This window comes from Streptomyces flavalbus, from assembly GCF_042674625.1.
In the GTDB taxonomy this organism is placed as follows: Bacteria; Actinomycetota; Actinomycetes; order Streptomycetales; family Streptomycetaceae; genus Streptomyces; species Streptomyces flavalbus.
On sequence record NZ_JBHTEB010000001.1, the window covers coordinates 5,171,781 to 5,195,616 of the forward strand.

At 69.9% G+C, this 23,836-nt stretch carries 18 protein-coding genes and 1 pseudogene; 16 read left to right on the forward strand and 3 right to left on the reverse strand.

The genetic code is table 11. The features are described 5' to 3' along the window. Positions 1-13 precede the first annotated feature (13 nt). The 11 genes from typA (at position 14) to ACFQZ6_RS23420 (ending at position 14,252) form a co-directional block, all read left to right on the forward strand. A complete protein-coding gene (gene typA / locus ACFQZ6_RS23370) occupies positions 14-1,930 on the forward strand; it encodes a translational GTPase TypA (RefSeq protein ID WP_381612133.1) in 1,917 nt (638 codons plus the stop codon). Between the two features lie 365 nt (positions 1,931-2,295). Continuing rightward, positions 2,296-3,342, forward strand: coding sequence for an ABC transporter permease (locus ACFQZ6_RS23375; RefSeq protein ID WP_381612135.1), 1,047 nt, complete (start codon positions 2,296-2,298; stop codon positions 3,340-3,342). 102 nt (positions 3,343-3,444) lie between these two features. Then, the gene (locus tag ACFQZ6_RS23380) at positions 3,445-5,235 is read left to right on the forward strand and encodes an ABC transporter substrate-binding protein (RefSeq protein ID WP_381612137.1); all 1,791 of its coding nucleotides are present in this window, start codon (positions 3,445-3,447) and stop codon (positions 5,233-5,235) included. Positions 5,236-5,332: 97 nt separating this feature from the next. Next, positions 5,333-6,310, forward strand: coding sequence for an ABC transporter permease (locus tag ACFQZ6_RS23385; RefSeq protein WP_381612139.1), 978 nt, complete (start codon positions 5,333-5,335; stop codon positions 6,308-6,310). A 15-nt stretch (positions 6,311-6,325) separates the two neighbouring features. Next, positions 6,326-7,387, forward strand: coding sequence for an ABC transporter ATP-binding protein (locus ACFQZ6_RS23390; RefSeq protein ID WP_381612141.1), 1,062 nt, complete (start codon positions 6,326-6,328; stop codon positions 7,385-7,387). A 14-nt stretch (positions 7,388-7,401) separates the two neighbouring features. Beyond that, entirely contained in the window at positions 7,402-8,511 is a 1,110-nt protein-coding gene (locus ACFQZ6_RS23395) for an ABC transporter ATP-binding protein (RefSeq protein ID WP_381612143.1), read from the forward strand. A 177-nt stretch (positions 8,512-8,688) separates the two neighbouring features. Further along, positions 8,689-10,326 (forward strand): peptide ABC transporter substrate-binding protein, encoded by a 1,638-nt coding sequence (locus ACFQZ6_RS23400; protein WP_381612145.1) that lies wholly within the window; start codon positions 8,689-8,691, stop codon positions 10,324-10,326. A 12-nt stretch (positions 10,327-10,338) separates the two neighbouring features. After that, positions 10,339-11,262, forward strand: a complete 924-nt coding sequence (locus ACFQZ6_RS23405) for an ABC transporter permease (RefSeq protein WP_381612147.1) — start codon at positions 10,339-10,341, stop codon at positions 11,260-11,262. After that, positions 11,255-12,235, forward strand: a complete 981-nt coding sequence (locus ACFQZ6_RS23410) for an ABC transporter permease (protein ID WP_381612149.1) — start codon at positions 11,255-11,257, stop codon at positions 12,233-12,235. The genes ACFQZ6_RS23405 and ACFQZ6_RS23410 overlap by 8 nt, the downstream gene beginning before the upstream one ends. Before the next feature lie 3 nt (positions 12,236-12,238). Continuing rightward, complete coding sequence (locus ACFQZ6_RS23415) at positions 12,239-13,219, forward strand: ABC transporter ATP-binding protein (RefSeq protein ID WP_381612151.1); 981 nt, start codon at positions 12,239-12,241, stop codon at positions 13,217-13,219. Beyond that, complete coding sequence (locus tag ACFQZ6_RS23420; protein WP_381612153.1) at positions 13,212-14,252, forward strand: ABC transporter ATP-binding protein; 1,041 nt, start codon at positions 13,212-13,214, stop codon at positions 14,250-14,252. Before ACFQZ6_RS23415 ends, ACFQZ6_RS23420 begins: the two co-directional genes overlap by 8 nt. Before the next feature lie 216 nt (positions 14,253-14,468). On the opposite strand, the gene ACFQZ6_RS23425 is transcribed toward ACFQZ6_RS23420, so the two are convergent. Beyond that, on the reverse strand, positions 14,469-16,589 hold the full coding sequence (locus ACFQZ6_RS23425) for a S9 family peptidase (RefSeq protein ID WP_381612155.1): 2,121 nt from the start codon (positions 16,587-16,589) through the stop codon (positions 14,469-14,471). Positions 16,590-16,777: 188 nt separating this feature from the next. Here ACFQZ6_RS23425 and ACFQZ6_RS23430 point away from each other — a divergent pair, with 188 nt between their 5' ends. From ACFQZ6_RS23430 to ACFQZ6_RS23450, 5 genes are all read left to right on the forward strand, one after another. Further along, the gene (locus tag ACFQZ6_RS23430) at positions 16,778-16,972 is read left to right on the forward strand and encodes a hypothetical protein (protein ID WP_360217543.1); all 195 of its coding nucleotides are present in this window, start codon (positions 16,778-16,780) and stop codon (positions 16,970-16,972) included. Positions 16,973-17,030: 58 nt separating this feature from the next. Next, on the forward strand, positions 17,031-17,894 hold the full coding sequence (gene mshB, locus ACFQZ6_RS23435; RefSeq protein WP_381612157.1) for an N-acetyl-1-D-myo-inositol-2-amino-2-deoxy-alpha-D-glucopyranoside deacetylase: 864 nt from the start codon (positions 17,031-17,033) through the stop codon (positions 17,892-17,894). After that, positions 17,891-18,274 carry a DUF6113 family protein gene (locus ACFQZ6_RS23440; RefSeq protein ID WP_381612159.1) on the forward strand — a complete coding sequence of 128 codons (384 nt, stop codon included), beginning with the start codon at positions 17,891-17,893 and terminating at the stop codon, positions 18,272-18,274. The genes mshB and ACFQZ6_RS23440 overlap by 4 nt, the downstream gene beginning before the upstream one ends. 223 nt (positions 18,275-18,497) lie before the next feature. Continuing rightward, positions 18,498-20,729: a hypothetical protein gene (locus ACFQZ6_RS23445; RefSeq protein WP_381612160.1), complete on the forward strand. Its 2,232-nt coding sequence runs from the start codon at positions 18,498-18,500 to the stop codon at positions 20,727-20,729. Positions 20,730-20,771: 42 nt separating this feature from the next. Then, positions 20,772-21,634, forward strand: a protein-coding gene (locus tag ACFQZ6_RS23450; protein WP_381604552.1) for an IS5 family transposase whose coding sequence is annotated in 2 segments (ribosomal slippage) — positions 20,772-21,141 and positions 21,141-21,634 — 864 coding nt in all. Because the reading frame shifts where the segments join, the coding sequence is not laid out codon by codon here. A 96-nt stretch (positions 21,635-21,730) separates the two neighbouring features. Here the strand turns inward: ACFQZ6_RS23450 and ACFQZ6_RS23455 are convergent. Next, positions 21,731-22,683: pseudogene (locus ACFQZ6_RS23455) on the reverse strand (IS481 family transposase). A gap of 294 nt (positions 22,684-22,977) precedes the next feature. Then, the gene (locus ACFQZ6_RS23460; protein ID WP_381612162.1) at positions 22,978-23,829 is read right to left on the reverse strand and encodes a transglutaminase family protein; all 852 of its coding nucleotides are present in this window, start codon (positions 23,827-23,829) and stop codon (positions 22,978-22,980) included. Positions 23,830-23,836: the final 7 nt, after the last annotated feature.

Sequence of the window (23,836 nt, forward strand, 5' to 3'; positions counted from 1 at the left end):
AGTTCGCCGCACTATGGCTGTGACTGCAACGCGTCACGACATCCGCAACGTCGCCATCGTCGCCCACGTCGACCACGGCAAGACCACCATCGTCGACGCCATGCTCAAGCAGGCCGGTGCCTTCGCAGCGCACCAGCTCGAACAGGTCGACGACCGGGTCATGGACTCGAACGACCTGGAGCGTGAGAAGGGCATCACGATCCTCGCCAAGAACACGGCGGTGAAGTACCACCCGAAGGCCGGTGGGGACCCGATCACGATCAACATCATCGACACCCCCGGCCACGCCGACTTCGGCGGTGAGGTCGAGCGCGGCCTGTCGATGGTCGACGGTGTCGTGCTGCTCGTCGACGCCTCCGAGGGCCCGCTCCCGCAGACCCGGTTCGTGCTGCGCAAGGCGCTCCAGGCGCGGCTGCCCGTCATCCTGTGCATCAACAAGACCGACCGGCCGGACGCCCGTATCGACGAGGTCGTGAACGAGGCGTACGACCTGTTCCTCGACCTGGACGCCGACGAGGACCAGATCGAGTTCCCGATCGTCTACGCCTGCGGCCGGGACGGCATCGCCTCGCTGACCAAGCCGCAGGACGGCACGGTCCCGGCGGACAGCGACAGCCTGGAGCCGTTCTTCTCGACGATCCTGGAGCACATCCCGGCGCCGACCTACGACGCGGACGCCCCGCTCCAGGCGCACGTCACCAACCTGGACGCCGACAACTTCCTCGGCCGCATCGCGCTGCTGCGCGTGCAGCAGGGCGAGCTGAAGAAGGGCCAGACGGTCGCGTGGATGAAGCGCGACGGCTCCGTCACCAACGTGCGCATCAGCGAGCTGATGATGACCGAGGCGCTGACCCGCAAGCCCGCCGAGAAGGCCGGGCCCGGTGACATCTGCGCCGTGGCCGGTATCCCGGACATCATGATCGGCGAGACCCTCGCCGACCCGGAGAACCCGATCGCGCTGCCGCTGATCACGGTCGACGAGCCCGCGATCTCGATGGTGATCGGTACGAACACCTCGCCGCTGGTCGGCAAGGGCGGCACCGGCAAGGGCGCCGACAACAAGGCGGCCGTGAAGGACCGCAAGGTCACCGCCCGCCAGGTGAAGGACCGCCTCGACCGGGAGCTGATCGGCAACGTCAGCCTCCGGGTGCTGGACACCGAGCGGCCGGACGCCTGGGAGGTGCAGGGCCGCGGTGAGCTGGCCCTGGCCATCCTGGTCGAGACCATGCGCCGGGAGGGCTACGAGCTGACCGTCGGCAAGCCCAAGGTCGTCACCAAGGAGATCGACGGCAAGGTCCACGAGCCGGTCGAGCGGATGACGATCGACGTGCCCGAGGAGCACATGGGCGCCGTCACCCAGCTCATGGGCGTCCGCAAGGGCCGGATGGACAACATGTCGAACCACGGCTCCGGCTGGGTCCGCATGGAGTTCGTCGTGCCCTCGCGCGGACTGATCGGTTTTCGGACGGAGTTCCTCACCCAGACCCGGGGCACGGGCATCGGCCACTCGATCCACGAGGGCTTCGAGCCGTGGTTCGGGCCGCTCCAGACCCGGAACAACGGCTCCCTCGTCGCCGACCGCTCCGGCGCCGTCACGGCGTTCGCGATGACGAACCTCCAGGAGCGCGGCGTGCTCTTCGTGGAGCCCGGCACCGAGGTGTACGAGGGCATGATCGTCGGTGAGAACTCCCGCTCCGACGACATGGACGTGAACATCACCAAGGAGAAGAAGCTCACCAACATGCGGTCGTCCACGGCCGATGTGACCGAGTCGATCGTCCCGCCGCGCAAGCTGTCGCTTGAGCAGTCCCTGGAGTTCTGCCGCGACGACGAGTGCGTGGAGGTCACCCCCGAGGCCGTTCGCATCCGCAAGGTCAACCTGGACGCCCGCGAGCGCGCCCGCGCCGCGAGCCGCGCCAAGCACGGCTGACGCCACCCGGTGTGACGACCCGGCTCCCCCCGGTGGGGGCCGGGTCGCCGTCGTGCCCGAGAAACGGCAGACAGGACAGTTGAACCATGCTGTTCGGATATCGGTATGGCTGCGCTCAAGTTTCGGACATGTAAACCTGCAAATTGTCCGATTCGTTGGAAACTGTCGATTATCGATCTCACCTGTCAAGCGCGCCCAGGTGTCAATCTTTGCAATTTTTGCTCAAAAAAAGCTCGGTAGGGAGATCCCTATGTCTTCTGCCCTTGACGCGCGTTGATGCGTTTGGCGAAAGTTCCCCCAAACCACAGAACCTGCCGGTATCTGTGCTGCGCTCAACTCTCCAACCCCCCGGGGGAAGAACACACATGACCAGTCCGACGAAGGCCGAGGGCTCCGGGTCCGCGGTCGCCTTGGACCCAGAGCTCGACGCGACCTCCGAGGTCGCCGAGGGCCCCAAGAAGCTTGAGGGTCGCTCTCCCGGGCAGTTGATGTGGCAGCGCTTCAAGCGTGACCGTACAGGGATGATCTGCGCGGGCGTAGTGATTTTCTACTTCGTCATCGCGCTCTGCGCGCCGCTGCTCACCATGATCAGCGGCACCGACCCGTACACCCTGTACGGCCAGGACCCCACGTACGCGGACAAGCCCATCCTGGACGACTTCGGGCTGCCGCTCGGCTACTTCGGCGGGATGTCCGCCGACCACTGGTTCGGTGTGGAGCCGCAGTACGGCCGCGACCTGTTCGCCATGCTGGTCTACGGCATGAGGACGTCGCTGTTCATGGCGCTGGGCGTGTCGATCCTGCTGACCGTCACGGGCGTGATCATCGGCCTGGTCGGCGGCTACTTCGGCGGCCGTACCGACTACTGGCTGGGCCGGGTGACGGACTTCTTCCTGTCCTTCCCCTCGCAGCTCTTCTTCATCGCCTTCATGCCCGTGGTGACCTCGTTCTTCGTGGACCCGCAGGAGGAGACGCCCACGTACTTCCGGGCGCTGGCGATCCTGATCGTGCTGTGGGTGCTCGGCTGGATGGGCATGGCCCGCCTGGTGCGCTCCGTCGCGCTGGCGCTGCGCGAGCGCGAGTTCATCGAGGCCGCCAAGGTCTCGGGGGCCTCGCCGGGCCGGATCATCCGCAAGGAGGTCCTGCCGAACATCGTCACGCCGGTGCTGGTGCAGTTCACGTACCAGTTGCCCAGCACCATCCTGACCATCGCCTTCCTCTCCTTCGCGGGCGTCGGCTTCGTCGAGCCCACCCCGGACTGGGGGCGGCTGTTCGCCGCTGGCGCTCAGTACACCCAGCAGGATGCCGCGTTCATCTTCTTCCCGGGTGTGGCGCTGGTGATCTTCGTCCTGTGCTTCAACCTCCTCGGAGACTCGGTACGGGATGCCTTCGACCCCAAGTCCGGGCGCTGAGCCGTCCATTGGTGGGGGGTGGCTGCCGCCCCCGCGTCGGCCTACCAGCCGCGTCAGGCAGTACTCATGGATAACAACCGACAGGTAGGTGCATACACCGCTATGAAGTCGTTCACCTCGCGCAGAGCGCGCGCCGCGCTGGTCGCCATCGCGGCCGGTTCCCTCGCGCTCACCGGCTGCTCTGAGAACACCGGTAGCTCCGGTAAGGACAAGAGCGAGAAGCAGGAAAAGGCCAAGGAGCAGCAGCAGGGCGTCGCGTACCTGGACGCCAAGGCCTCCACCGGTCCGGCCGAGGAGGTCCCCGGGGCCAAGCCCGGCGGCACCGTCACGGTCTTCCAGGAGTCCGGCCTGTCCCACATGGACCCGGGTCAGATCTACGTCTCGGACGCCGGTCAGTTCGCCAACCTGGTCTTCCGCGGTCTCACCAACTTCGAGGAGGACGGCAAGGGCGGCGTCTCCGTCGTGGGTGACCTCGCCACCGACTCCGGCAAGGCGTCCGACGACAACAAGACCTGGACGTACACGCTCAAGGACGGCATCAAGGACGAGAACGGCAACGAGATCACCTCGGCCGACATCCGTCACACCGTCGAGCGCCTGTACGCCGAGTTCATCTTCGACGGCCCGACCTACCTCCAGAACTGGCTGAGCGGCCCGGACTACCGCAAGGCCCTGCCGGACGGCGGCTTCGGCAAGAAGCACCTGCCGGACTCGGTCCTGGAGACCCCGGACGACAAGACGGTCATCTTCCACTTCGACACCCCGCGTCCGGACCTGCCGATGACGCTGGCGATGCCGGGCTACTCCGTCGTGCCGGAGGAGACCGACACCAAGGAGAAGTACGACACCGCGCCGGTCGCCCTCGGCCCGTACAAGATCGCGGAGTTCAAGGCGGGCAAGACCCTCAAGCTCGTCAAGAACGAGAACTGGGACCCGAACACCGACTCCGTCCGCCACCAGTACGTGGACGGCTTCAACTTCCAGTTCGGCATCACCGAGTCGTCCCAGACCAAGCGTCTGATCGCCAGCAACGGCGACGCCGCGAACGCCATCCAGTTCACGGGCAGCGTCGACGCCACCCAGATCCAGGACGTCATCGGCGACCCGAAGGTCGAGAGCCGCACCATCAAGGGCTACCAGCCCTACGTGATGCAGCTCACCTTCAACCTGGACCGGGTCAAGAACAAGACCGTCCGTGACGCCGTCGCCTACGCGGTGAACTCCAAGTCCCTCATCGCCGGTGAGGGTGGCGCGTACGGCGGTGACGTCGCCCCGAACCTGTTCGCCCCGACCCTGCCGGGCTACGACGCCACGTACGACCCCTACGGCCGTCTGAAGACGCCCGCGGGCAACATCGAGAAGGCCAAGGAGCTGCTCGCGGACGTCCCGGCGTCCGAGAAGAAGCTCGTCTTCGCCTACGCCAACTCCGAGGCCGGCCAGAAGCGCAAGGTCGCCATCGAGGACGCGCTGGGCAAGGTCGGCATCGACGTCGTCTCCAAGGAGATCGACGCGGCGAGCTACTACGAGCAGATCGGCAAGCTCAAGAACCCGTACGACATCTACATCACCGGCTGGGGCCAGGACTGGCCGTCCGCCGCGACGGTCATCACCCCCATCTACGACGGTGACCAGGTGGCCGACGGTTCGTCGAACTACTCGCACATCAACGACCCGAAGGTCCAGGAGCTGATCAAGAAGGCCCTGACCGAGCAGCCCGAGCAGGCCGCCAAGACCTGGGAAGAGGCCCACAAGTACATCCTGGAGGAGGTCAACCCGGCCGCTCCGCTGTGGTACACCAAGCAGCTCCAGCTCTTCGGCTCGAACATCGGCGGTGCCCGCTACAGCACTGAGTCCAGCTACCTGGACGTCACCCGACTGTTCCTGAAGTCGTAACTCTCTACGGCTGTTCGCGGGGGCGCGCACCAGGCGGAGCGCGTCCCCGCGGTTCCGTGAACCCGTCCACCGTCTCCGCAGAGAGCAGCCCCCCGCCATGCTTCAGTTCATCATCCGGCGCTCGGTCGGTGCCCTCGTCACCTTGTTCCTGATCGGCGCCGTCACCTTCTTCCTCTTCGTCGCCGCGCCCTCCGACTACGCCTCCCTGGCCTGTGGCAAGGACTGCTCGCCCGCGCGACTGGAGGACATCCGGCACGCCCTCGGCCTCGACCAGCCGCTCGCCACGCAGTTCTGGGACTTCATGTCGGGCATCGTGGCCGGGCGCGACTTCCCGCAGGGTGACTGCCCCGCGCCGTGCCTGGGCCGGTCGTTCTTCTACAACGACAACGTCACCGCGATCATCATGGACCGGTTCCCGCTGACCCTGTCCCTGACCATCGGCGCCCTGGTCGTCTTCCTCATCCTCGGCATCGGCGCGGGCATGATCGCCGCCTACCGGCGCGGCACCCTGGTGGACAAGGCCGCCACCGGCGCCTCCATGGTGCTCAGCTCCTTCCAGATCTACTTCCTCGGCCCGATCGTGCTGCTGATCTTCGTCTACAGCACCGGCTGGGTGGAGAACCCGAAGTACATCCCGTTCACCGAGGACCCGGCGGGCTGGCTCGGGGGACTGTGGATCCCCATGGCCGTGATGGCGACGATCTTCACCGGCCAGTACACCCGTATGGCGCGCTCCTCGATGATCGAGCAGCTCCAGGAGGAGCACGTGCGCACCGCCCGCGCCAAGGGCATGGGCAAGAAGTACGTCTTCTTCCGCTACGCCTGGCGTGGCTCCCTCATCCCGATCGTGACCATCATCGGCATCGACCTGAGCGCCCTGCTCGGCGGCGGTGTCGTCACCGAGCTCACCTTCGACCTCCAGGGCATCGGCCGCCTCGCGGTGACCGGCGCGATCACGAAGGACCTCCCGCTGACGATGGGTGTCATGCTGGTCGGAGCCTTCTTCATCCTGCTCCTGAACATCCTCGTCGACATCGCGTACGCCTGGATCGACCCGCGCGTCCGGCTCTCCTAGGAAGAACCCACCACCGTGACCACACTGACCAAAACCGAGGACGCCCCGGCCCCGACCGGGTCCGAGAGTTTCCTCTCGGTCCGTGACCTGCGGGTGCGGTTCTCCACCGAGGACGGCATCGTCAAGGCGGTCGACGGACTCTCCTTCGATGTCGAGCGCGGCAAGACCCTGGGCATCGTCGGCGAGTCCGGCTCCGGGAAGTCCGTCACCAACCTGACGATCCTGGGCCTGCACAACCCGCTGACCACCACCATCGACGGCGAGATCATCCTCGACGGGCAGGAGCTCGTCACCGCCAAGGAGAAGGAGCTGGAGAAGCTCCGCGGCAACAAGATGGCGATGATCTTCCAGGACCCGCTGACGGCCCTGTCGCCGTACTACACGGTGGGACGGCAGCTCGCCGAGCCGTACATGAAGCACACGGGCGCCTCCAAGAAGGAGGCCAGGGACCGGGCCATCCAGATGCTGGAGAAGGTCGGCATCCCGCAGCCCAAGGTCCGCTTCGACGACTACCCGCACCAGTTCTCCGGCGGTATGCGCCAGCGCGCGATGATCGCCATGGCGCTGATGTGCGACCCCGACCTGCTGATCGCCGACGAGCCGACCACCGCGCTCGACGTGACCGTGCAGGCGCAGATCCTGGACCTGCTGAAGGACCTCCAGCAGGAGTTCGGCTCCGCGATCGTCTTCATCACCCACGACCTCGGCGTCATCGCCAACATGGCCGACGACCTGCTGGTGATGTACGCGGGCCGGGCGGTGGAGCGCGGCTCCGTCAAGGAGGTGCTGCGCACGCCGAAGCACCCCTACACCTGGGGCCTGCTCAGCTCGATGCCGCGCCTCGACGGTGACATCGAGCAGGAGCTGACCCCGATCCCGGGCAGCCCGCCGTCGCTGCTCAACCCGCCCACCGGCTGCCCCTTCCACCCGCGCTGCGCCTACCGCGACAAGGTGCCGGGCAACCAGTGCACCGACGCCCGGCCGCCGCTCGGCGAGGGCCGCGCCGCCGCCTGCCACCTCACGGCTGAGCAGAAGCAGACCATCTTCATCGACGAGATCCAGCCCCGGCTGCGCTAGGGAGAACCGAGATCATGAGCGAGAACCTCACCCTCCCCGTACAGCAGGGCACCTCCGCGACCTCCACGGAACCCCTCCTGGAGGTCAAGGGGCTGACCAAGCACTTCCCGATCTACGGCGGGTTCCCGATCAAGCGCAAGGTCGGTGCCGTGCAGGCCGTCGACGGCGTCGACCTGACCGTGGGGGTGGGCGAGAGCGTCGGTCTGGTCGGTGAGTCCGGCTGCGGCAAGTCCACCACCGGTCGGCTGATCACCCGGCTCCTGGAGCCGACGGCGGGACAGATCACGTACGCGGGCCGGGACATCACCCGGGCCAACCGCAGGCAGCTCGCGCCGGTGCGGTCCGAGATCCAGATGATCTTCCAGGACCCGTACTCGTCGCTGAACCCGCGGCAGACCGTCGGCTCCATCATCAAGGCGCCGATGGAGGTCAACGGGATCAACCCCGAGGGCGGCCGGGAGAAGCGCGTCCGGGAGCTGCTGGAGCTGGTCGGCCTCAACCCCGAGCACTACAACCGCTTCCCGCACGAGTTCTCCGGCGGTCAGCGCCAGCGCATCGGCGTGGCCCGCGCGCTCGCCCTGAACCCGAAGCTGATCGTCGCGGACGAGCCGGTCTCGGCCCTTGACGTGTCGATCCAGGCGCAGGTGGTCAACCTGCTCCAGAAGGTCCAGGACGAGCTGGGCATCGCGTTCGTCTTCATCGCCCACGACCTGGCGATCGTGCGGCACTTCTCGCAGCGCGTGGCCGTGATGTACCTCGGCAAGGTGGTCGAGGTCGGCGACCGGGACTCCATCTACAACCGGCCGCGGCACCCCTACACCCACGCGCTGCTGTCCGCGGTGCCCGAGGTGCAGGTGGACGACGACGCCGAGCAGCGCGAGCGCATCCGCCTCTCCGGGGACGTGCCCTCGCCGATCCACCCGCCGTCCGGCTGCCGGTTCCGCACCCGCTGCTGGAAGGCGCAGGACAAGTGCGCCACGGAGGAGCCCCCGCTGGTGCAGATCTCCGGCAACCACGACGGTCACCTGACCGCCTGCCACTTCCCGGAGGAGCCGACGACGGAGGTCCGCGCGGAGGACGTGGTCATGGACCCCGCCCTGAAGGCCCTGGAGTCCGAGGGCTAGGACCCGACGCGTACCGATGTGCGGAGCCCGGCCCACCCGGCCGGGCTCCGCCGCGTGTGCGCGCCCGTCATCCATCCGGCCCGGCACCACATGCGCCATGCCCCTCTTCGCACCGATATTGGCCGTTAACGGTTCAGTGCCCCGGCGCTGACGCACGGCGATACGAGGAGGGACTCCATGCGTGGAGCCAGGCACGCCCGCTGGGCCGCGTGCGCGGTGGCCGCGGGCCTTGCGGCGACGGCCTGCGGGGGCGGCGGCGACGACGGCGGTGGCGGAGGCGACTCCGGCGCCGTGCTCACCTCGTCCTGGGGCGACCCGCAGAACCCGCTGGAGCCCGCCAACACCAACGAGGTGCAGGGCGGCAAGGTCCTCGACATGCTCTTCCGCGGGCTGAAGAAGTACGACCCGGACACCGGCGAGGCCAAGGACATGCTCGCCGAGAAGATCGACACCTCCGACTCCCAGAACTTCACCGTCACCGTCAAGGACGGCTGGACCTTCAGCAACGGCGAGAAGGTCACCGCCCAGTCCTTCGTCGACGCCTGGAACTACGGCGCCAGCCTGAAGAACAACCAGCGCAACGCCTACTTCTTCAGCTACATCGAGGGCTACGACAAGGTCCACCCCGAGGACGGCGGCAAGCAGAGCGCCGACACCCTCTCCGGCCTCAAGGTCACCGGCGAGCGGACCTTCACCGTCAAGCTCAACCAGAAGTTCTCCACCTTCCCCGAGACCCTCGGCTACAACGCCTACGTCCCGCTGCCCAAGGCGTTCTTCGACGACCACGACGCCTGGCTGAAGAAGCCCGTCGGCAACGGGCCGTACCTGGTGGACTCCTACACCCGCGGCTCCCAGATGTCCCTGCGCAAGTGGCAGGACTACCCCGGCGACGACAAGGCGCGGAACGGCGGCGTCGACCTCAAGGTCTACACCGACAACAACACCGCCTACACCGACCTGCTCGCCGGGAACCTGGACCTGGTCGACGACGTGCCCGCCGCCCAGCTCAGCAACGTCAAGAACGACCTCGGCGACCGGTACATCAACACCCCCGCCGGGATCATCCAGACCCTCGCCTTCCCGTTCTACGACCGCAACTGGGGCCGCGACGGCCTGGAGGACGTCCGCAAGGGCCTGTCCCGCGCGATCGACCGCGAGCAGATCACCGAGAAGATCTTCCAGAAGACCCGCACCCCCGCCAAGGACTGGACCTCCCCGGTCCTCGGCGAGGACGGCGGCTACGACCCCGAACTCTGCGGGGAACTGTGCGAGTACGACCCCGCCGAGGCGAAGAAGCTGATCGAGCGGGGCGGCGGCATCCCCGGCGGCCAGGTCAGGATCAGCTACAACGCCGACACCGGCTCCCACAAGGAGTGGGTCGACGCGGTCTGCAACTCCATCAACAACGCCCTCGACAACGACCGCGCCTGCGTCGGCAACCCCGTCGGCACCTTCGCCGACTTCCGCAGCCAGATCACCGACCAGAAGATGAGCGGCCCGTTCCGCGCGGGCTGGCAGATGGACTACCCGCTGATCCAGAACTTCCTCCAGCCGCTCTACTACACCAACGCCTCGTCCAACGACGGCAAGTGGAGCAACAAGGAGTTCGACGACCTCGTCGACCAGGCCAACGCGGAGTCCGACACCGGCAAGGCCGTCGACCTCTTCAAACAGGCCCAGGAGGTCGTCCGGGACAACATGGCCGCCATCCCGCTCTGGTACCAGAACGGCAGCGCGGGCTACTCCGAGCGGCTCTCCGACGTCAAGCTCAACCCGTTCAGCGTCCCGGTCTACAACGAGATCAAGGTCGGCTGAGAGGGGGCGGCGATGGGACGCTACGTCGTCCGGCGGCTGCTCCAGATGATCCCGGTCTTCATCGGGGCCACGCTGCTGATCTTCCTGATGGTCAACGTGATGGGCGACCCCATCGCGGGCCTGTGCGGCGACCGGCAGTGCGACCCCGCGACCGCGGCCCAGCTGCGCCACGAGTTCGGCCTCGACCAGCCGGTGTGGCGCCAGTACCTGACCTACATGGGCAACGTGTTCACCGGCGACTTCGGCACCGCCTTCAACGGGCAGCCGGTGACCGAGCTGATGGGCACGGCGTTCCCGGTCACCATCCGGCTCACCGTGGTGGCGATCCTCTTCGAGATCGTCATCGGCATCACCCTCGGCGTCGTCACCGGCCTGCGCCGCGGCCACCCCGTGGACACCGGGGTGCTGCTGGTCACCCTGGTCGTCATCTCGGTCCCGACCTTCGTCACCGGCCTGCTGATCCAGCTCCTGCTCGGCGTGAAGTGGGGCTGGATCAAACCGTCGGTGTCGTCGGAGGCCACCTTCGACGAGCTGATCGTGCCGGGGCTGGTGCTGGCGTCCGTGTCCCTGGCGTACGTCACCCGGCTGACCCGCACCTCCATCGCGGAGAACCGGCGCTCCGACTACGTCCGCACCGCCGTCGCCAAGGGCCTGCCCCGGCGCCGGGTGATCACCCGGCACCTGCTGCGCAACTCCCTCATCCCCGTGGTCACCTTCATCGGCGCCGACATCGGCTTCCTCATGGGCGGCGCGATCGTCACCGAGCGGATCTTCAACATCCACGGCGTGGGCTACCAGCTCTACCAGGGCATCCTGCGCCAGAACACCCAGACCGTCGTCGGCTTCGTGACCGTCCTCGTCCTCGTCTTCCTGGTGGCCAACCTCATCGTCGACCTCCTGTACGCCGTACTCGACCCGAGGATCCGCTATGCCTGAGCCGCCGCGCGAACCGGACAACGCCATCGCCTCCACCGGGCAGGGCGGCGCGATGGACCTGGGCCTGGACGAGGCCGAGACCCTGGAGCGCACCCCCGGCGGACCGCTCGGCACCGGACCGCAGGAGAAGCCGCGCTCCCTGTGGTCCGACGCCTGGCACGACCTGCGCCGCAACCCCGTCTTCATCGGCTCCGCCCTGGTCATCCTCTTCCTGCTCGTCATCTCCCTGTGGCCCTCCCTGATCGCCTCCGGCAACCCCCTCAAGTGCGACCTCTCCCGGGCCCAGGAGGGCTCCCAGCCGGGCCATCCGTTCGGCTTCAACGGGCAGGGCTGCGACGTCTACACCCGGACCGTGTACGGGGCCCGTACGTCCGTCGCGGTGGGCGTCCTGTCCACGCTCGGGGTGGCGGTCCTCGGCAGCGTCCTGGGCGCCCTCGCCGGGTTCTTCGGGGGCCTCGGGGACGCGATCCTGTCCAGGATCACCGACGTCTTCTTCGCCATCCCCGTCGTCCTCGGCGGACTCGTGCTGCTCTCCGTGGTCACCAGCAACACCATCTGGCCCGTCATCGGGTTCATCGTGCTGCTCGGCTGGCCGCAGCTCTCCCGCATCGCCCGCGGCTCCGTCATCACCGCCAAGCAGAACGACTACGTCCAGGCCGCCCGCGCCCTCGGCGCCTCCAACTCCCGGCTGCTGCTGCGGCACATCGCGCCCAACGCCGTCGCCCCGGTGATCGTCGTCGCCACCATCGCGCTCGGCACGTACATCGCCCTGGAGGCCACCCTGTCCTTCCTCGGCGTCGGCCTGCGCCCGCCCAGCGTCTCCTGGGGCATCGACATCTCCGCCGCCTCCCCGTACGTCCGCAACGCCCCGCACGCCCTGCTGTGGCCCTCGGGGGCGCTGGCGGTGACCGTGCTCGCGTTCATCATGCTCGGCGACGCGGTGCGCGACGCCCTCGACCCGAAGCTGAGGTGAGCCGTGCTCCTCGACGTACGTGACCTGCACGTGGAGTTCCACACCCGGGACGGCGTGGCCAAGGCCGTCAACGGCGTCAGTTACCAGGTGGACGCGGGCGAGACCCTCGCCGTGCTGGGCGAGTCCGGCTCCGGCAAGTCCGTCACCGCCCAGGCCATCATGGGCATCCTCGACGTGCCGCCCGGCCGGATCACCGGCGGTGAGGTCGTCTTCCAGGACCGGGACCTGCTGAAGCTGAAGGAGGAGGAGCGCAGGAAGGTCCGCGGCGCCGAGATGGCGATGATCTTCCAGGACGCGCTGTCCGCCCTCAACCCGGTGATCCCGGTCGGCGACCAGCTCGGTGAGATGTTCACCGTGCACCGCGGCATGTCCCGCAAGGACGCCCGCGCCAAGGCCGTCGAGCTGATGGACCGGGTCCGCATCCCCGCCGCCAGGGAGCGGGTACGGCAGTACCCGCACCAGTTCTCCGGCGGGATGCGCCAGCGCATCATGATCGCGATGGCGCTCGCCCTGGAACCGAAACTGATCATCGCGGACGAGCCCACCACCGCCCTCGACGTCACCGTCCAGGCCCAGGTCATGGAACTCCTCGCGGAGTTGCAGCGCGAGTACCGGATGGGCCTGATCCTGATCACCCACGACCTCGGCGTGGTCGCGGACGTCGCGGACCGGATCGCGGTGATGTACGCGGGCCGCATCGTGGAGTCGGCCCCCGTCCACGACCTCTACAAGGCGCCCGCCCACCCGTACACCCGCGGCCTGCTGGACTCCATCCCGCGCCTGGACCAGAAGGGCCAGGAGCTGTACGCCATCAAGGGCCTGCCACCCAGCCTGCTGAACATCCCCCCGGGCTGCGCCTTCCACCCGCGCTGCCCGCTCGCCCGCGACGTCTGCACCACCGACGAGCCGCCCCTGTACGACGTCGAGGGCCACCCGGGCCGGGGCAGCGCCTGCCACTTCTGGAGGGAGTGCCTGCATGGCTGAGCCCATTCTGGAGGTCAGCGGCCTGGTCAAGCACTACCCGCTCACCCAGGGCATCCTCTTCAGGAAGCAGGTCGGCGCCGTCAAGGCCGTCGACGGCGTCGACTTCCACCTAGACCGCGGCGAGACCCTCGGCATCGTGGGGGAGTCCGGCTGCGGCAAGTCCACGGTCGCCAAGATGCTGGTCAGCCTGGAGAAGCCGACGGCCGGGACGATCCGCTACAAGGGGGAGGACATCACCCACCTGACCGGCCGCGCCCTGAAGGCCGTCCGCCGCAACATCCAGATGGTGTTCCAGGACCCGTACACCTCCCTCAACCCCCGGATGACGGTCGGCGACATCATCGGTGAGGCGTACGACATCCACCCCGAGGTGGCGCCCAAGGGCGACCGGCGGCGGCGCGTCCAGGAGCTGCTGGACGTGGTCGGCCTGAACCCGGAGTACGTCAACCGCTACCCGCACCAGTTCTCCGGCGGCCAGCGCCAGCGCATCGGCATCGCCCGCGGCCTCGCCCTGCGCCCGGAGGTCATCGTCGCGGACGAGCCGGTCTCCGCCCTTGACGTGTCGGTGCAGGCGCAGGTCATCAACCTGATGGACCGCCTCCAGAACGAGTTCGACCTGTCGTACGTCTTCATCGCCCACGACCTGTCCATCGTCCGGCACATCTCCGACCGGGTCGGGGTGATGTACCTCGGCCGCATCGTGGAGACCGGCACGGACACCGAGATCTACGACCATCCGACGCACCCCTACACCCAGGCGCTGCTCTCCGCGGTCCCGGTGCCCGACCCGGCGGCGCGGGAGCACCGGGAGCGGATCATCCTGGCCGGTGACGTGCCGTCCCCCACGAAGATCCCCTCCGGCTGCCGGTTCCGCACCCGCTGCTGGAAGGCGCGGGAGCGGTGCGTGGTGGAGGTACCGGCGCTGGCGGTCCCGGAGGCGTTCCAGGGCGCGCGGGGCCCGGCCGCGCACGACTCGGCGTGCCACTTCGCGGAGGAGAAACAGGTCGTCCCACCGGAACCGCCCAACGAGTAACACACAGGCAACTCCCGCGAAGCGGCTCCGATATACGGACGCGGCAGTCTGTGGAGCGTACGGCCGTGCGGGTGCCGTAAACGGGCCGGGGTACGCCATGTCCCCCGGCCCGTTGCCCCTTTTTGCGCCTAAACCGGCGCCGCTCTCGCGGACCTGGCTGGTGCTTCGCCGTGGTTCCTCAATTGATGGTTGCGGTGCTCCGTGGAGTGTTTGCCGCTAGCTCAGTCTGAGGGCGCGGCGGAGGAAGTCCAGTTGGAGCAGCAGCAGGTTCTCCGCGACCTCCTCCTGGGGGGTCATGTGGGTGACGCCGGACAGGGGGAGCACCTCGTGCGGGCGTCCGGCGGCGAGCAGGGCCGAGGACAGGCGCAGGGAGTGGGCGACCACCACGTTGTCGTCCGCCAGGCCGTGCACGATCATCATCGGCCGGTGCGGCTCGGCCGCGTCCACCAGGCCCGCGTCGTCGACCAGGGAGTTGCGCCGGTAGACCTCGGGCCGCTCGTCGGGGTGGCCGAGGTAGCGCTCCTGGTAGTGGGTGTCGTACAGCCGCAGGTCGGTGACCGGGGCGCCGACCACCGCCGCGTGGAAGACGTCCGGGCGGCGCAGCGCGGCCAGCCCCGCCAGGTAACCGCCGAACGACCAGCCGCGGATCGCGACCCGGGTCAGGTCGAGCGGGTACTCGGCGGCCAGCGCCTGGAGCGCGTCGACCTGGTCTTCCAGGACGACCGCCGCGATGTCGTCCTTGACGGCCTTCTCCCAGGCGGGGGAGCGTCCGGGGGTGCCGCGGCCGTCCGCGACGACCACCGCGAACCCCTGGTCGGCGAACCACTGCGACGTGAGGTGGGCGTTGTGCGCGGCGACCACGCGTGCGCCGTGCGGGCCACCGTAGGGGTCGAGGAGGACCGGCAGCGGGGTGTCACCGGCGTAGTCCCGAGGCATAAGCACGGCGCACGGGATGCGGCGTGCGCCCCCCTCGGTGAGCGTGATGCGCGGGGACAGACCGGGATCTTCGGCGTACGAGGGGACGGTCGCCACCTGCTTGCCGTCCCGCAGCACCCGTACCCGCGCCCCCGCCCAGTCGAGGGAGTGGGACACCAGTACGGTCACGTTCCCCGAGCGCACCGCCGAGTGCACGCCGGGCTCCTGTGACAGCCGTTCCCACCCGAGTTCGTTCACCCGGTACACATGGGTTTCGCCAATCTCGAAAGCCGCCGCCTCCGCCCCCGCGGACGCCGCGACCAGCACGTCCTCGTCCGCGACGTCGAGCACCGCACGCAGGTGCAACTGCGGTCCGGTGAGCGGGCGTTCACCGACCGCGAGCACCCGCGCGCCGCCCTCGTCGGCGATCCGGACCAGCCGCCCGGACGGCGTCCAGCACGGCACCCCGGGGAAAAGATCAAGCCAAATCGGATCTTCGTCGGCGTGCACCATCCGGGTCGCCCCGGTGTCCGGGTCCACGGCCAGATAGAGCTGGCTGCACTGGTCACGGGCCTGGACGAGCAGCAGCGGGGCACCTGCCGCTGACCAGTGCACTCGGGCCAGGTACGGATAGCGCGCACGATCCCAGACGACCTCCGTGCGGGTCCCGTCCAGGCCGATCACGAGCAGCCGCACCTCCGCGTTGGGGGTGCCCGCGGCCGGGTACGGAACGTGTTGTGGGTCACGCTCCGGCCGGGCTGGATCAGAGATCCACCACCGTCGCACCGGCGTGTCGTCCACCCGCGCCACGAGCAGCCGGTCCGATTCCGGAGACCACCAGAACCCACGCGAACGCGCCATTTCCTCCGCGGCGATGAACTCGGCCAGACCGTAGGAAACCCCCTCCGACTCCGGCTCCGCCAGCGCCCGGTCGCCCTCGCCCTCCGCGCCGACCACCCGCAGCGCGCCCCGCGCGACATACGCGACATGCCGCCCGTCGGGCGCCGGACGCGGGTCGATCACCGGCCCCGCGACGGGCAGTTCACGTGCCGTACCGGCCCGCAGCTCGGCCGTGAAAAGCCGCCCTGACAAGGCGAAAGCCGCCAACTCCACGGCCGTGTCGGTGGCGTAGCCGACGATCCCGGCACCGCCCTCACGGCTGCGTTCGCGGCGCGCCCGCTCCTCGGGCGGCAGGTCCTCGTCGGCGCCGCCGAGCAGGGCGCCAGGGTCGGCGGCCAGGTGTTCCTGACCGTCCTCGACGTCCAGGACCCACAGGGAGTTGGCCCGCTCGGAGCCGGAGGAGGAACGCAGGAACGCGACACGGGAACCGTCGGGAGCCACCGTGAACGAACGCGGCGCGCCGAGCGTGAAGCGCTGGGTGCGGGCGTGCCGTCGGGGGAAGGAATCAGGCGCCATCGTCATGCCCTGACCATATTGGCCATGCGCCCCCTTGTGCGGCCGTGCGCCGATCGATGCGCACGTACTGATAGTTATGATCACTAGCGCTGCGTGGGTATGAACCTGCTGGCTGATGTATGGATTTACCCGTTCCCTCGCTCTGTCCCTCGACCGTTTCCCCCACGTTCCCGGGTTCTTGGAGGTGAGCCGCCGTGGCACTCTCGATTTCGGCGGTGGTGCTGCTGGCGATCATCGTCTTCCTGCTGGTCAAGAAGTCGGGGTTGAAGGCCGGACATGCCGTCGTGTGTATGCTCCTGGGCTTCTACCTCGCCTCCTCGACCGTCGCGCCGACGATCAACGAGCTGACCACGAACATCGCGGGCATGATCGGCAGCATCAAGTTCTAGGCAGGTCCCACGGCCGGTGCCGCGCGGGTCCGTCGGTGCGTCCTCGTAGGGTGGGCGCATGACGGAACTGCCCGCGCGGCGTCTGCTGCTGGTGCACGCGCACCCGGACGACGAGTCGATCAACAACGGCGCGACCATGGCCAGGTACGCGGCCGAGGGTGCCCATGTGACCCTCGTCACCTGCACCCTGGGCGAGCGTGGCGAGGTCATCCCGCCCGCGCTCGCCCACCTCACCGGTACCGCCCTCGGCGAACACCGGCTGGGCGAGCTGGCCGCCGCCATGCGTGCCCTCGGCGTCGAGGACTTCCGCCAGCTCGGCGGCGTCGGCCGCTACCGCGACTCCGGGATGATGGGCCTGCCCGACAACGACGACCCCGACTGCCTGTGGCGGGCCGACCTCGACGAGGCCGCCGCCCACCTGGTCGAGGTCATCCGCGAGGTCCGCCCCCAGGTGCTGGTCACCTACGACCCGGACGGCGGCTACGGCCACCCCGACCACATCCAGGCCCACCGCATCGCCACCCGCGCCGCCGAACTGGCCGGGGCCGCGGGCTGCGGCGTCGCCCGCGTCTACTGGAACCGCGTCCCGCGCTCCGCCGCCGAGGACGCCTTCGCCCGCCTCACCGACGCGCTGCCCGGCCTGCCCTTCACCAGGACCGCCACCCTCGACGACGTACCCGGAGTCGTCCCCGACGAGCGGATCACCACCACCGTCGACGGCACCGCGTACGCCGCCGCCAAGGCCGCCGCCATGCGGGCGCACGCCACCCAGATCGAGGTCGCCGAGCCCTACTTCGCGCTCTCCAACGACCTCGCCCAGCCGATCTTCAGTACCGAGTACTACGAGCTGGCCAGCGGCGAGCCCGACCCGGCGGCGCGCGGCGACCTGTTCGCCGGGCTCGACCCGGAGGGGGAGGCATGAGCGACCGCGGCTCCCTGCTCGCCCAGCCCCTGCACCGGCCGTCCGCCCTGCGGATCGCCGTCTACCTGGGGCTCTTCCTGCTCGGCGCGGTCGTCGGCGGCGCCGGGGCGCTGGTGCAGGCCGGGTGGTTCCCCGGCGGACTGCTGCTCGCCCTCGCCGGAGCGGCCGGGCTCTTCCTCGGCGGCGCCCGCGGGCTCGGCGGCCGGGGCGGGGCGATCGCGCCCGCCGCCGGGTGGATGGTCGCCGTGGTGCTGCTCACCGCCAGCCGCCCCGAGGGCGACTTCCTCTTCGCCGCGGGAGCGGGCTCGTACCTCTTCCTGCTCGGCGGGATGGCCGTGGCTGTGATGTGCGCCACTCTCGCCACGGGTCGGCAACCGTAGGTCCGGGTCGTCCGACTTCGCAAGTGACGTACCAGTTCGCCGTCCCACGCTCGTGCGAGTCCCGTGTGGGTTTCCCCAGCGGTCGTGGGATAAGCGCCAGAAGTGGCCAGTATGGTGGTCCCGCCGCCGAGCCTCCCCCACACCTTGAGTTCCGCTCAAGCCGGGGGGACCCCCTAGCGGAGTGAGGTCGCAGCGGGCGGCGAGCCAACCGGGAGAACCTGCCTTGAGTCGTGAAACTGACAGTCCGTCCTCCGGGCCCAACGGGCGCGGCGCTGCCGCCTACCCGTCGGGCACGCCGCCGTACGGCACCCCCACGGGGCCCGGCGGCACCACGGACGCGGGCCGTACGGCCGCACAGCCGGAGGACCGCAAGACCGAGACCACGCTGACGACCCGGATCCGGATCAACATCCCCGGATCGCGACCGATTCCGCCGGTCGTCGTGCGCAAGCCCGTCGGTGAGACCGAGGACGCGGGCACGGCCGAGGGCGAGACGCCGACGACGTCCGGCGCGGCACCCGCAGCCGCCCAGCGCGCCAACGAGCCGCGGGCGAACGGCGCTCCGGGCGGTCCCGGTGGCGCTGGTGGCACCGGTGGCCCGGGCGGTTCCGGCGCCTCCGGTTCCGGCCCGGACACCTCCGGCGCGGGCGCCGAGGAGAAGACCAGCGACTGGTTCGCCCCCCGCAAGTCCCCGGCCCCCAAGGCCGGAGCGGGCGGCGCCGCCGCCAACGGCTCGGCCCCGTCCGGCGCTTCACCCGCCCCCGGCGCGCCGGGCACCGCCGCGCCCCGCCCCGGCGGCGCCGTCGGCTCCGGCACCGCGCCGGGCGCCCCCCGCCCCGGCGGCACCAACGGCGCCGGGCTGCCCGGCGCCACCGGCGGCCCCGTCGCCCCCGGCCACGGCGGCGGCACCGGCTCCTTCGACGTCACCGAGGCCCTCACCGCCGGCCAGCGCGGCACCGCACCGCGCCGCGACGACCTGCCGTACTTCACGGACGACGACCCGAGCAGCAGCACCGGCCAGCACGCCGTGGACCCGTACGACTTCAGCAGCCCCGGCGCGGCCCCCCAGCACCCCACCGGCCCCACCGGCGGCCCCGTCACCGGCGACGGCCCCCGGGTGCCCGCGGCGGGCGGCCCCGGCGCGGCTCCCGGCGCCCCTGGCGGCCCCGCGGGACCCGGGGCCCCCGGCAGGCCGGGGATGTCCGGCGGCGGCCCGCACACGGCCCCTGGCGGCCCCGGCGCGCCCGGCCACCCCGGCCCCGGCGGCGGACTGAGCGACGACACCGCGATCCTCACCCCGCAGAAGCCCGCCCCCGAACCGCCCGGCGGCCTCTACGGCAGCGCCGCGGACAACGTCTCGGGCCACACCGTCACCAGCGGCATCCCCGTCGTACCGCCCGCCGACCGGGGCACCCCGCCGTTCGGCACCGGCGCCCCCGCCGAGGGGCCCCGGCCGCCCGCGCCGCCGCGGACGCAGCAGTCCAGCGCGCCCGCCGCCGCGGCCCCGAGGAAGAAGGGCCGCAACAAGCTCGTCCTGCTCGGCGGCGGCGTCCTCTTCATCGCCGGGCTCGCCTACGGCGCCGGGCTGCTGATGAACCACTCCGACGTGCCCAAGGGCACCACCGTGCTCGGCGTCGACATCGGCGGCGGCACCCGCGACGAGGCCGTCAAGAAGCTCGACGGGGCGCTCGGCGACCGGATCGACAACCCGCTCAAGCTGTCCGTGGGCGGTGAGTCCGTCGCCCTGAAGCCGGACCAGGCGGGCCTCCAGTTCGACGCCACGGCCACGGTCGCGGCGGCGGCGGCGAGCGACTACAACCCCGTCTCGGTGATCGGCTCGCTCTTCGGCAACCAGCGGGTCGTCGAACCGGTCATGCCGGTCGACGAGGAGAAGCTCCAGGCGGCCCTGGAGACCGCCGCGGGCGGCACCGGCTCGGTCACCGAGGGCACCATCAAGTTCGTGTCCGGCAAGGCGGTCCCGGTCTACGGCAAGGAGGGCAAGGGCATCGCCGTGGACCCGGCGGCCAAGGCCGTCGCGGCGGCGTACCGCACCCAGGTCGAGACCGGCGAGGCCGCGCCCGTCCAGGTCCCGACCACCGCCAAGCGGCCGACGGTCGACAAGGCCGAGGTCGACCGGATGATGAAGGAGTTCGCCGAACCGGCGATGTCCGGCAACGTCACCGTGCAGACCGACGCGGCGCACTCGATCGCCTTCAGCCCCGAGAACTCCCTGTGGAAGTTCCTCGGCGTGAAGGCCGTCGACGGCAAGCTCGTCGAGAGCTACGACAAGGCCGCCCTGAAGGAGCTGTACGGCAGCACCTTCGACGGCGTCCAGATCACCCGCGCCACCGGCGACAAGACCCCGGTCACCGTCGAGGACGTCATCGGCGCCCTCCGCCTGGCCCTGAAGAGCACCACGGACCGCACGGCGGTCATAGAAACGAACCCGAACTAGGGGCTGTCTTCAAAGATCATCTGGGTGGTAGATCATGGTGTTGTGGTACGTCGTCATGAACTCACCGACCGGGAGTGGGAGTTGCTCGCTCCGCTGATACCCCGGGCCGCGACGGGGCGGCCTCGAGTGGAGGACCGGCAGGTCATCAACGGGATGGTCTACAAGATCCGCACCGGGATCTCCTGGCGTGACCTGCCGGAACGCTACGGGCCGTGGAAGACCGTCTACACCCGCTTCCGCCGCTACGCCCTGGACGGGGTGTTCACCCGGGCTCTGCAGCAGATCCAGGCCCAGGCGGACGCGGCCGGCGACATCGACTGGCTGGTCCAGATCGACTCCACCATCGTCCGCGCTCACCAGCACGCCGCCGCCACGGGCCGAAAAGGGGGCGGCACCAGCAGGACGAACCGGACGATCACGCCCTCGGCCGATCCCGCGGCGGACTGACCACCAAAGTCCACCTCGCCTGCGACGGCAAGGGCCGCCCGCTCGCGATCCTGGTGACGCCCGGCCAACGCCACGACAGTGTCTGTGCACGCCCTCTGCTGGAACGGATCCGTGTTCCCCGCACCGGCCTGGGCCGGCCTCGGTGCAGGCCCGACCAGGTCATCGCAGACAAGGCTTACAGCTCCCGCAGCTTCCGCGCCTACCTGCGAAAACGCGGCATTGCGCACACCATTCCGGAGAAAACCGACCAGCGACGGCACCGGCTGAGGCGCGGTTGCCAAGGCGGCCGACCGCCAGGGTTCGACCGGGAGACCTACCGGCGGCGCAACGTGATCGAGCGCTGCTTCAACCGGCTCAAGGGCTTCCGCGGCATCGCCACCCGATACGACAAGACCGCCACCTCCTACGAAGCGGCGGTCACCCTCGCATCGCTCCTACTCTGGGCAAGATCCGTTTGAAGACGGACCCTAGAAGACGCCGGTACCCCCCGCGCCCCCAAGGGGCGCGGGGCCGCGCTCCACCACGCCAACGCGCCCACCACCAACCGACGGGCCCTAGGTGTATTGGCCCGTGAGGTTGGGAACGCGGCTGGCGGGTGGCTGACCTCTCAGCGCGGTGTGTCCGCGGTGGTGATTGTAGGTGTGCAGCCAGTTGGGGAAGGCGTCGCGTCGTTCCTGTTCCGAGCGGTAGGGGCGGGCATAGGCCCATTCGTCGAGCAGGGTGCGGTTGAACCGTTCGACCTTGCCGTTGGTCTGGGGCCGGTAGGCGCGCGTGCGCTTGTGCGTGATGCCGGCTGCGGCCAGGGCATCGCGCCACAGACGGGACTTGTAGCAGGAACCGTTGTCGGTCAGCACGCGCTCGACGGTGACCCCGCACGAGGCGAAGAACGCCTGCGCCCGCCCCCAGAGGCGACGGCGGTTTCCTTCCTCTCGTCAGTGAGGATTTCGCTGTAGGCCAGGCGGGAGTGGTCGTCGACGGCGGTGTGCAGGTAGCTGTAGCCAGCCCCGCAACGCCTCCTTCGGCCCGCCTGGCGCCCCAGGACCTTGTGGCCGCCGCCGTCGGGGATGTTGCCGAGCTTCTTGATGTCCACATGCACCAGCTCGCCGGGACGTTCCCGTTCGTAGCGGCGTATGACGTGGCCGGTGGCCCGGTCCAGGTGCGTGAGGCGGGCCAGGCCGAAGCGGGTGAGCACCCGGTGGACGGTGGAAGGAACCAGCCGCAGCAGGCCCGCGATCCGCGCAGGTCCCCAGCGGCGCAGCACACGGACCTTGATGATCCGCCGCTCGGTGCGGGTCGGGGTCCGCCGTGGGCTGGTGTGCGGGCGGCTGGACCGGTCGGCCATGCCCGCCTCGCCGTGCTGCCGGTAGCGGTCGGCCCATCGCTTGGCGGTGCTCACGGAGACCTGGAAGCGTTCCGCGGCCCGCCGCAGGGGCCAGTGGTCGTCCACGACGCAGCGGGCCAGGCGCAGTCGTCCGGTCTCGGTCAGGGGTGCATTACGGTGGGGCACGAGGGCCTCTCTGGTCGCCGGTGCAGATCTCGCAATCCACACCGAGCCAGAAGGCCCTCACCCATTTCAAGATCACACATCAGTGATCGCTGTCGCCAACCTCCGTGGACAGAACACCTAGGGCGTGTTGCGAAAGTCCCGCCTGCCGCCCGACGCCCGGCACGCACTCTCGCCGCACCGGACGAAAGCCCACGTACAACCAGTACGAGGGCTTCCGCCCGGCACGCCGAGAGCACGCACCGGACGCCGCTCGGCCCGCCCTCCGGGCGGACGACGGGACTTTCGCAACACGCCCTAGTTCAGCTTGGCCCGTGCCACGCGGGCCTGCCGTCGTACCTGTTCCGCCGTCGCCTCGTCCACCGGCGCCACCACCTCCGCGTACGCGTCCAGCTCGGCCGCCCCGGCGAGGAACTCCCCGCGCTGCACCAGCAACTGCGCCCGCTCGTAGCGCAGCCGCGCCGGGTGCGACGGCAGCAGCAGCGACAGGTCCACGCCCCACAGCGCCACGTCCGACCGCTCGGGCCGGGCGGCGGCCCACGCGCGCACGTTGTTCAGTACCCGCAGCACCACGTCCAGCGGATCGGCGGGCCGCAACATGCCCGGGTCGAGCGGTACCCCCGCCGCGCCCGCGACCAGCAGCTCCGCGTCGGCCCCGGTCAGCACCCGCCCGCCGTCGAACGGGTCGGCCAGCACCTGCTCCCCGGCCGTCCCGAACCCGACGACGAAGTGCCCGGGCAGCGCCACGCCGTAGACGTGCGCCCCGGCCCGTCGCGCCACCTCGAGCCAGACCACCGACAGCAGGATCGGCAGCCCGCGCCGCCGCCGCAGCACCTCGTGCAGCAGGGACGACCCAAGGCGCTGGTAGTCGCCGGGGGAGCCGTGGAAGCCCAGCTCCTCACCGAGCAGGTCCCGCAGCGCCACCGCCCACGCGCGCGGCCCGCCCGGCCGGAACGGCAGCCGCCCCGCCAGCTCGTCCAGCTCCACCTGCGCGGCGTCGATGCCCGCCTCGTCCAGCGTGCCGTCCGCCACCGCGCCCAGCAGCAGGCACAGCGCCGACAGGTCGGGCAGCTCGGACCGCGCCTCCGCGGCGAACCGCCGCCGCAGCTCCGCGGAGCGCTCGGGGGGCGGGGGGAAGGGGGAACGCATCAGTCAG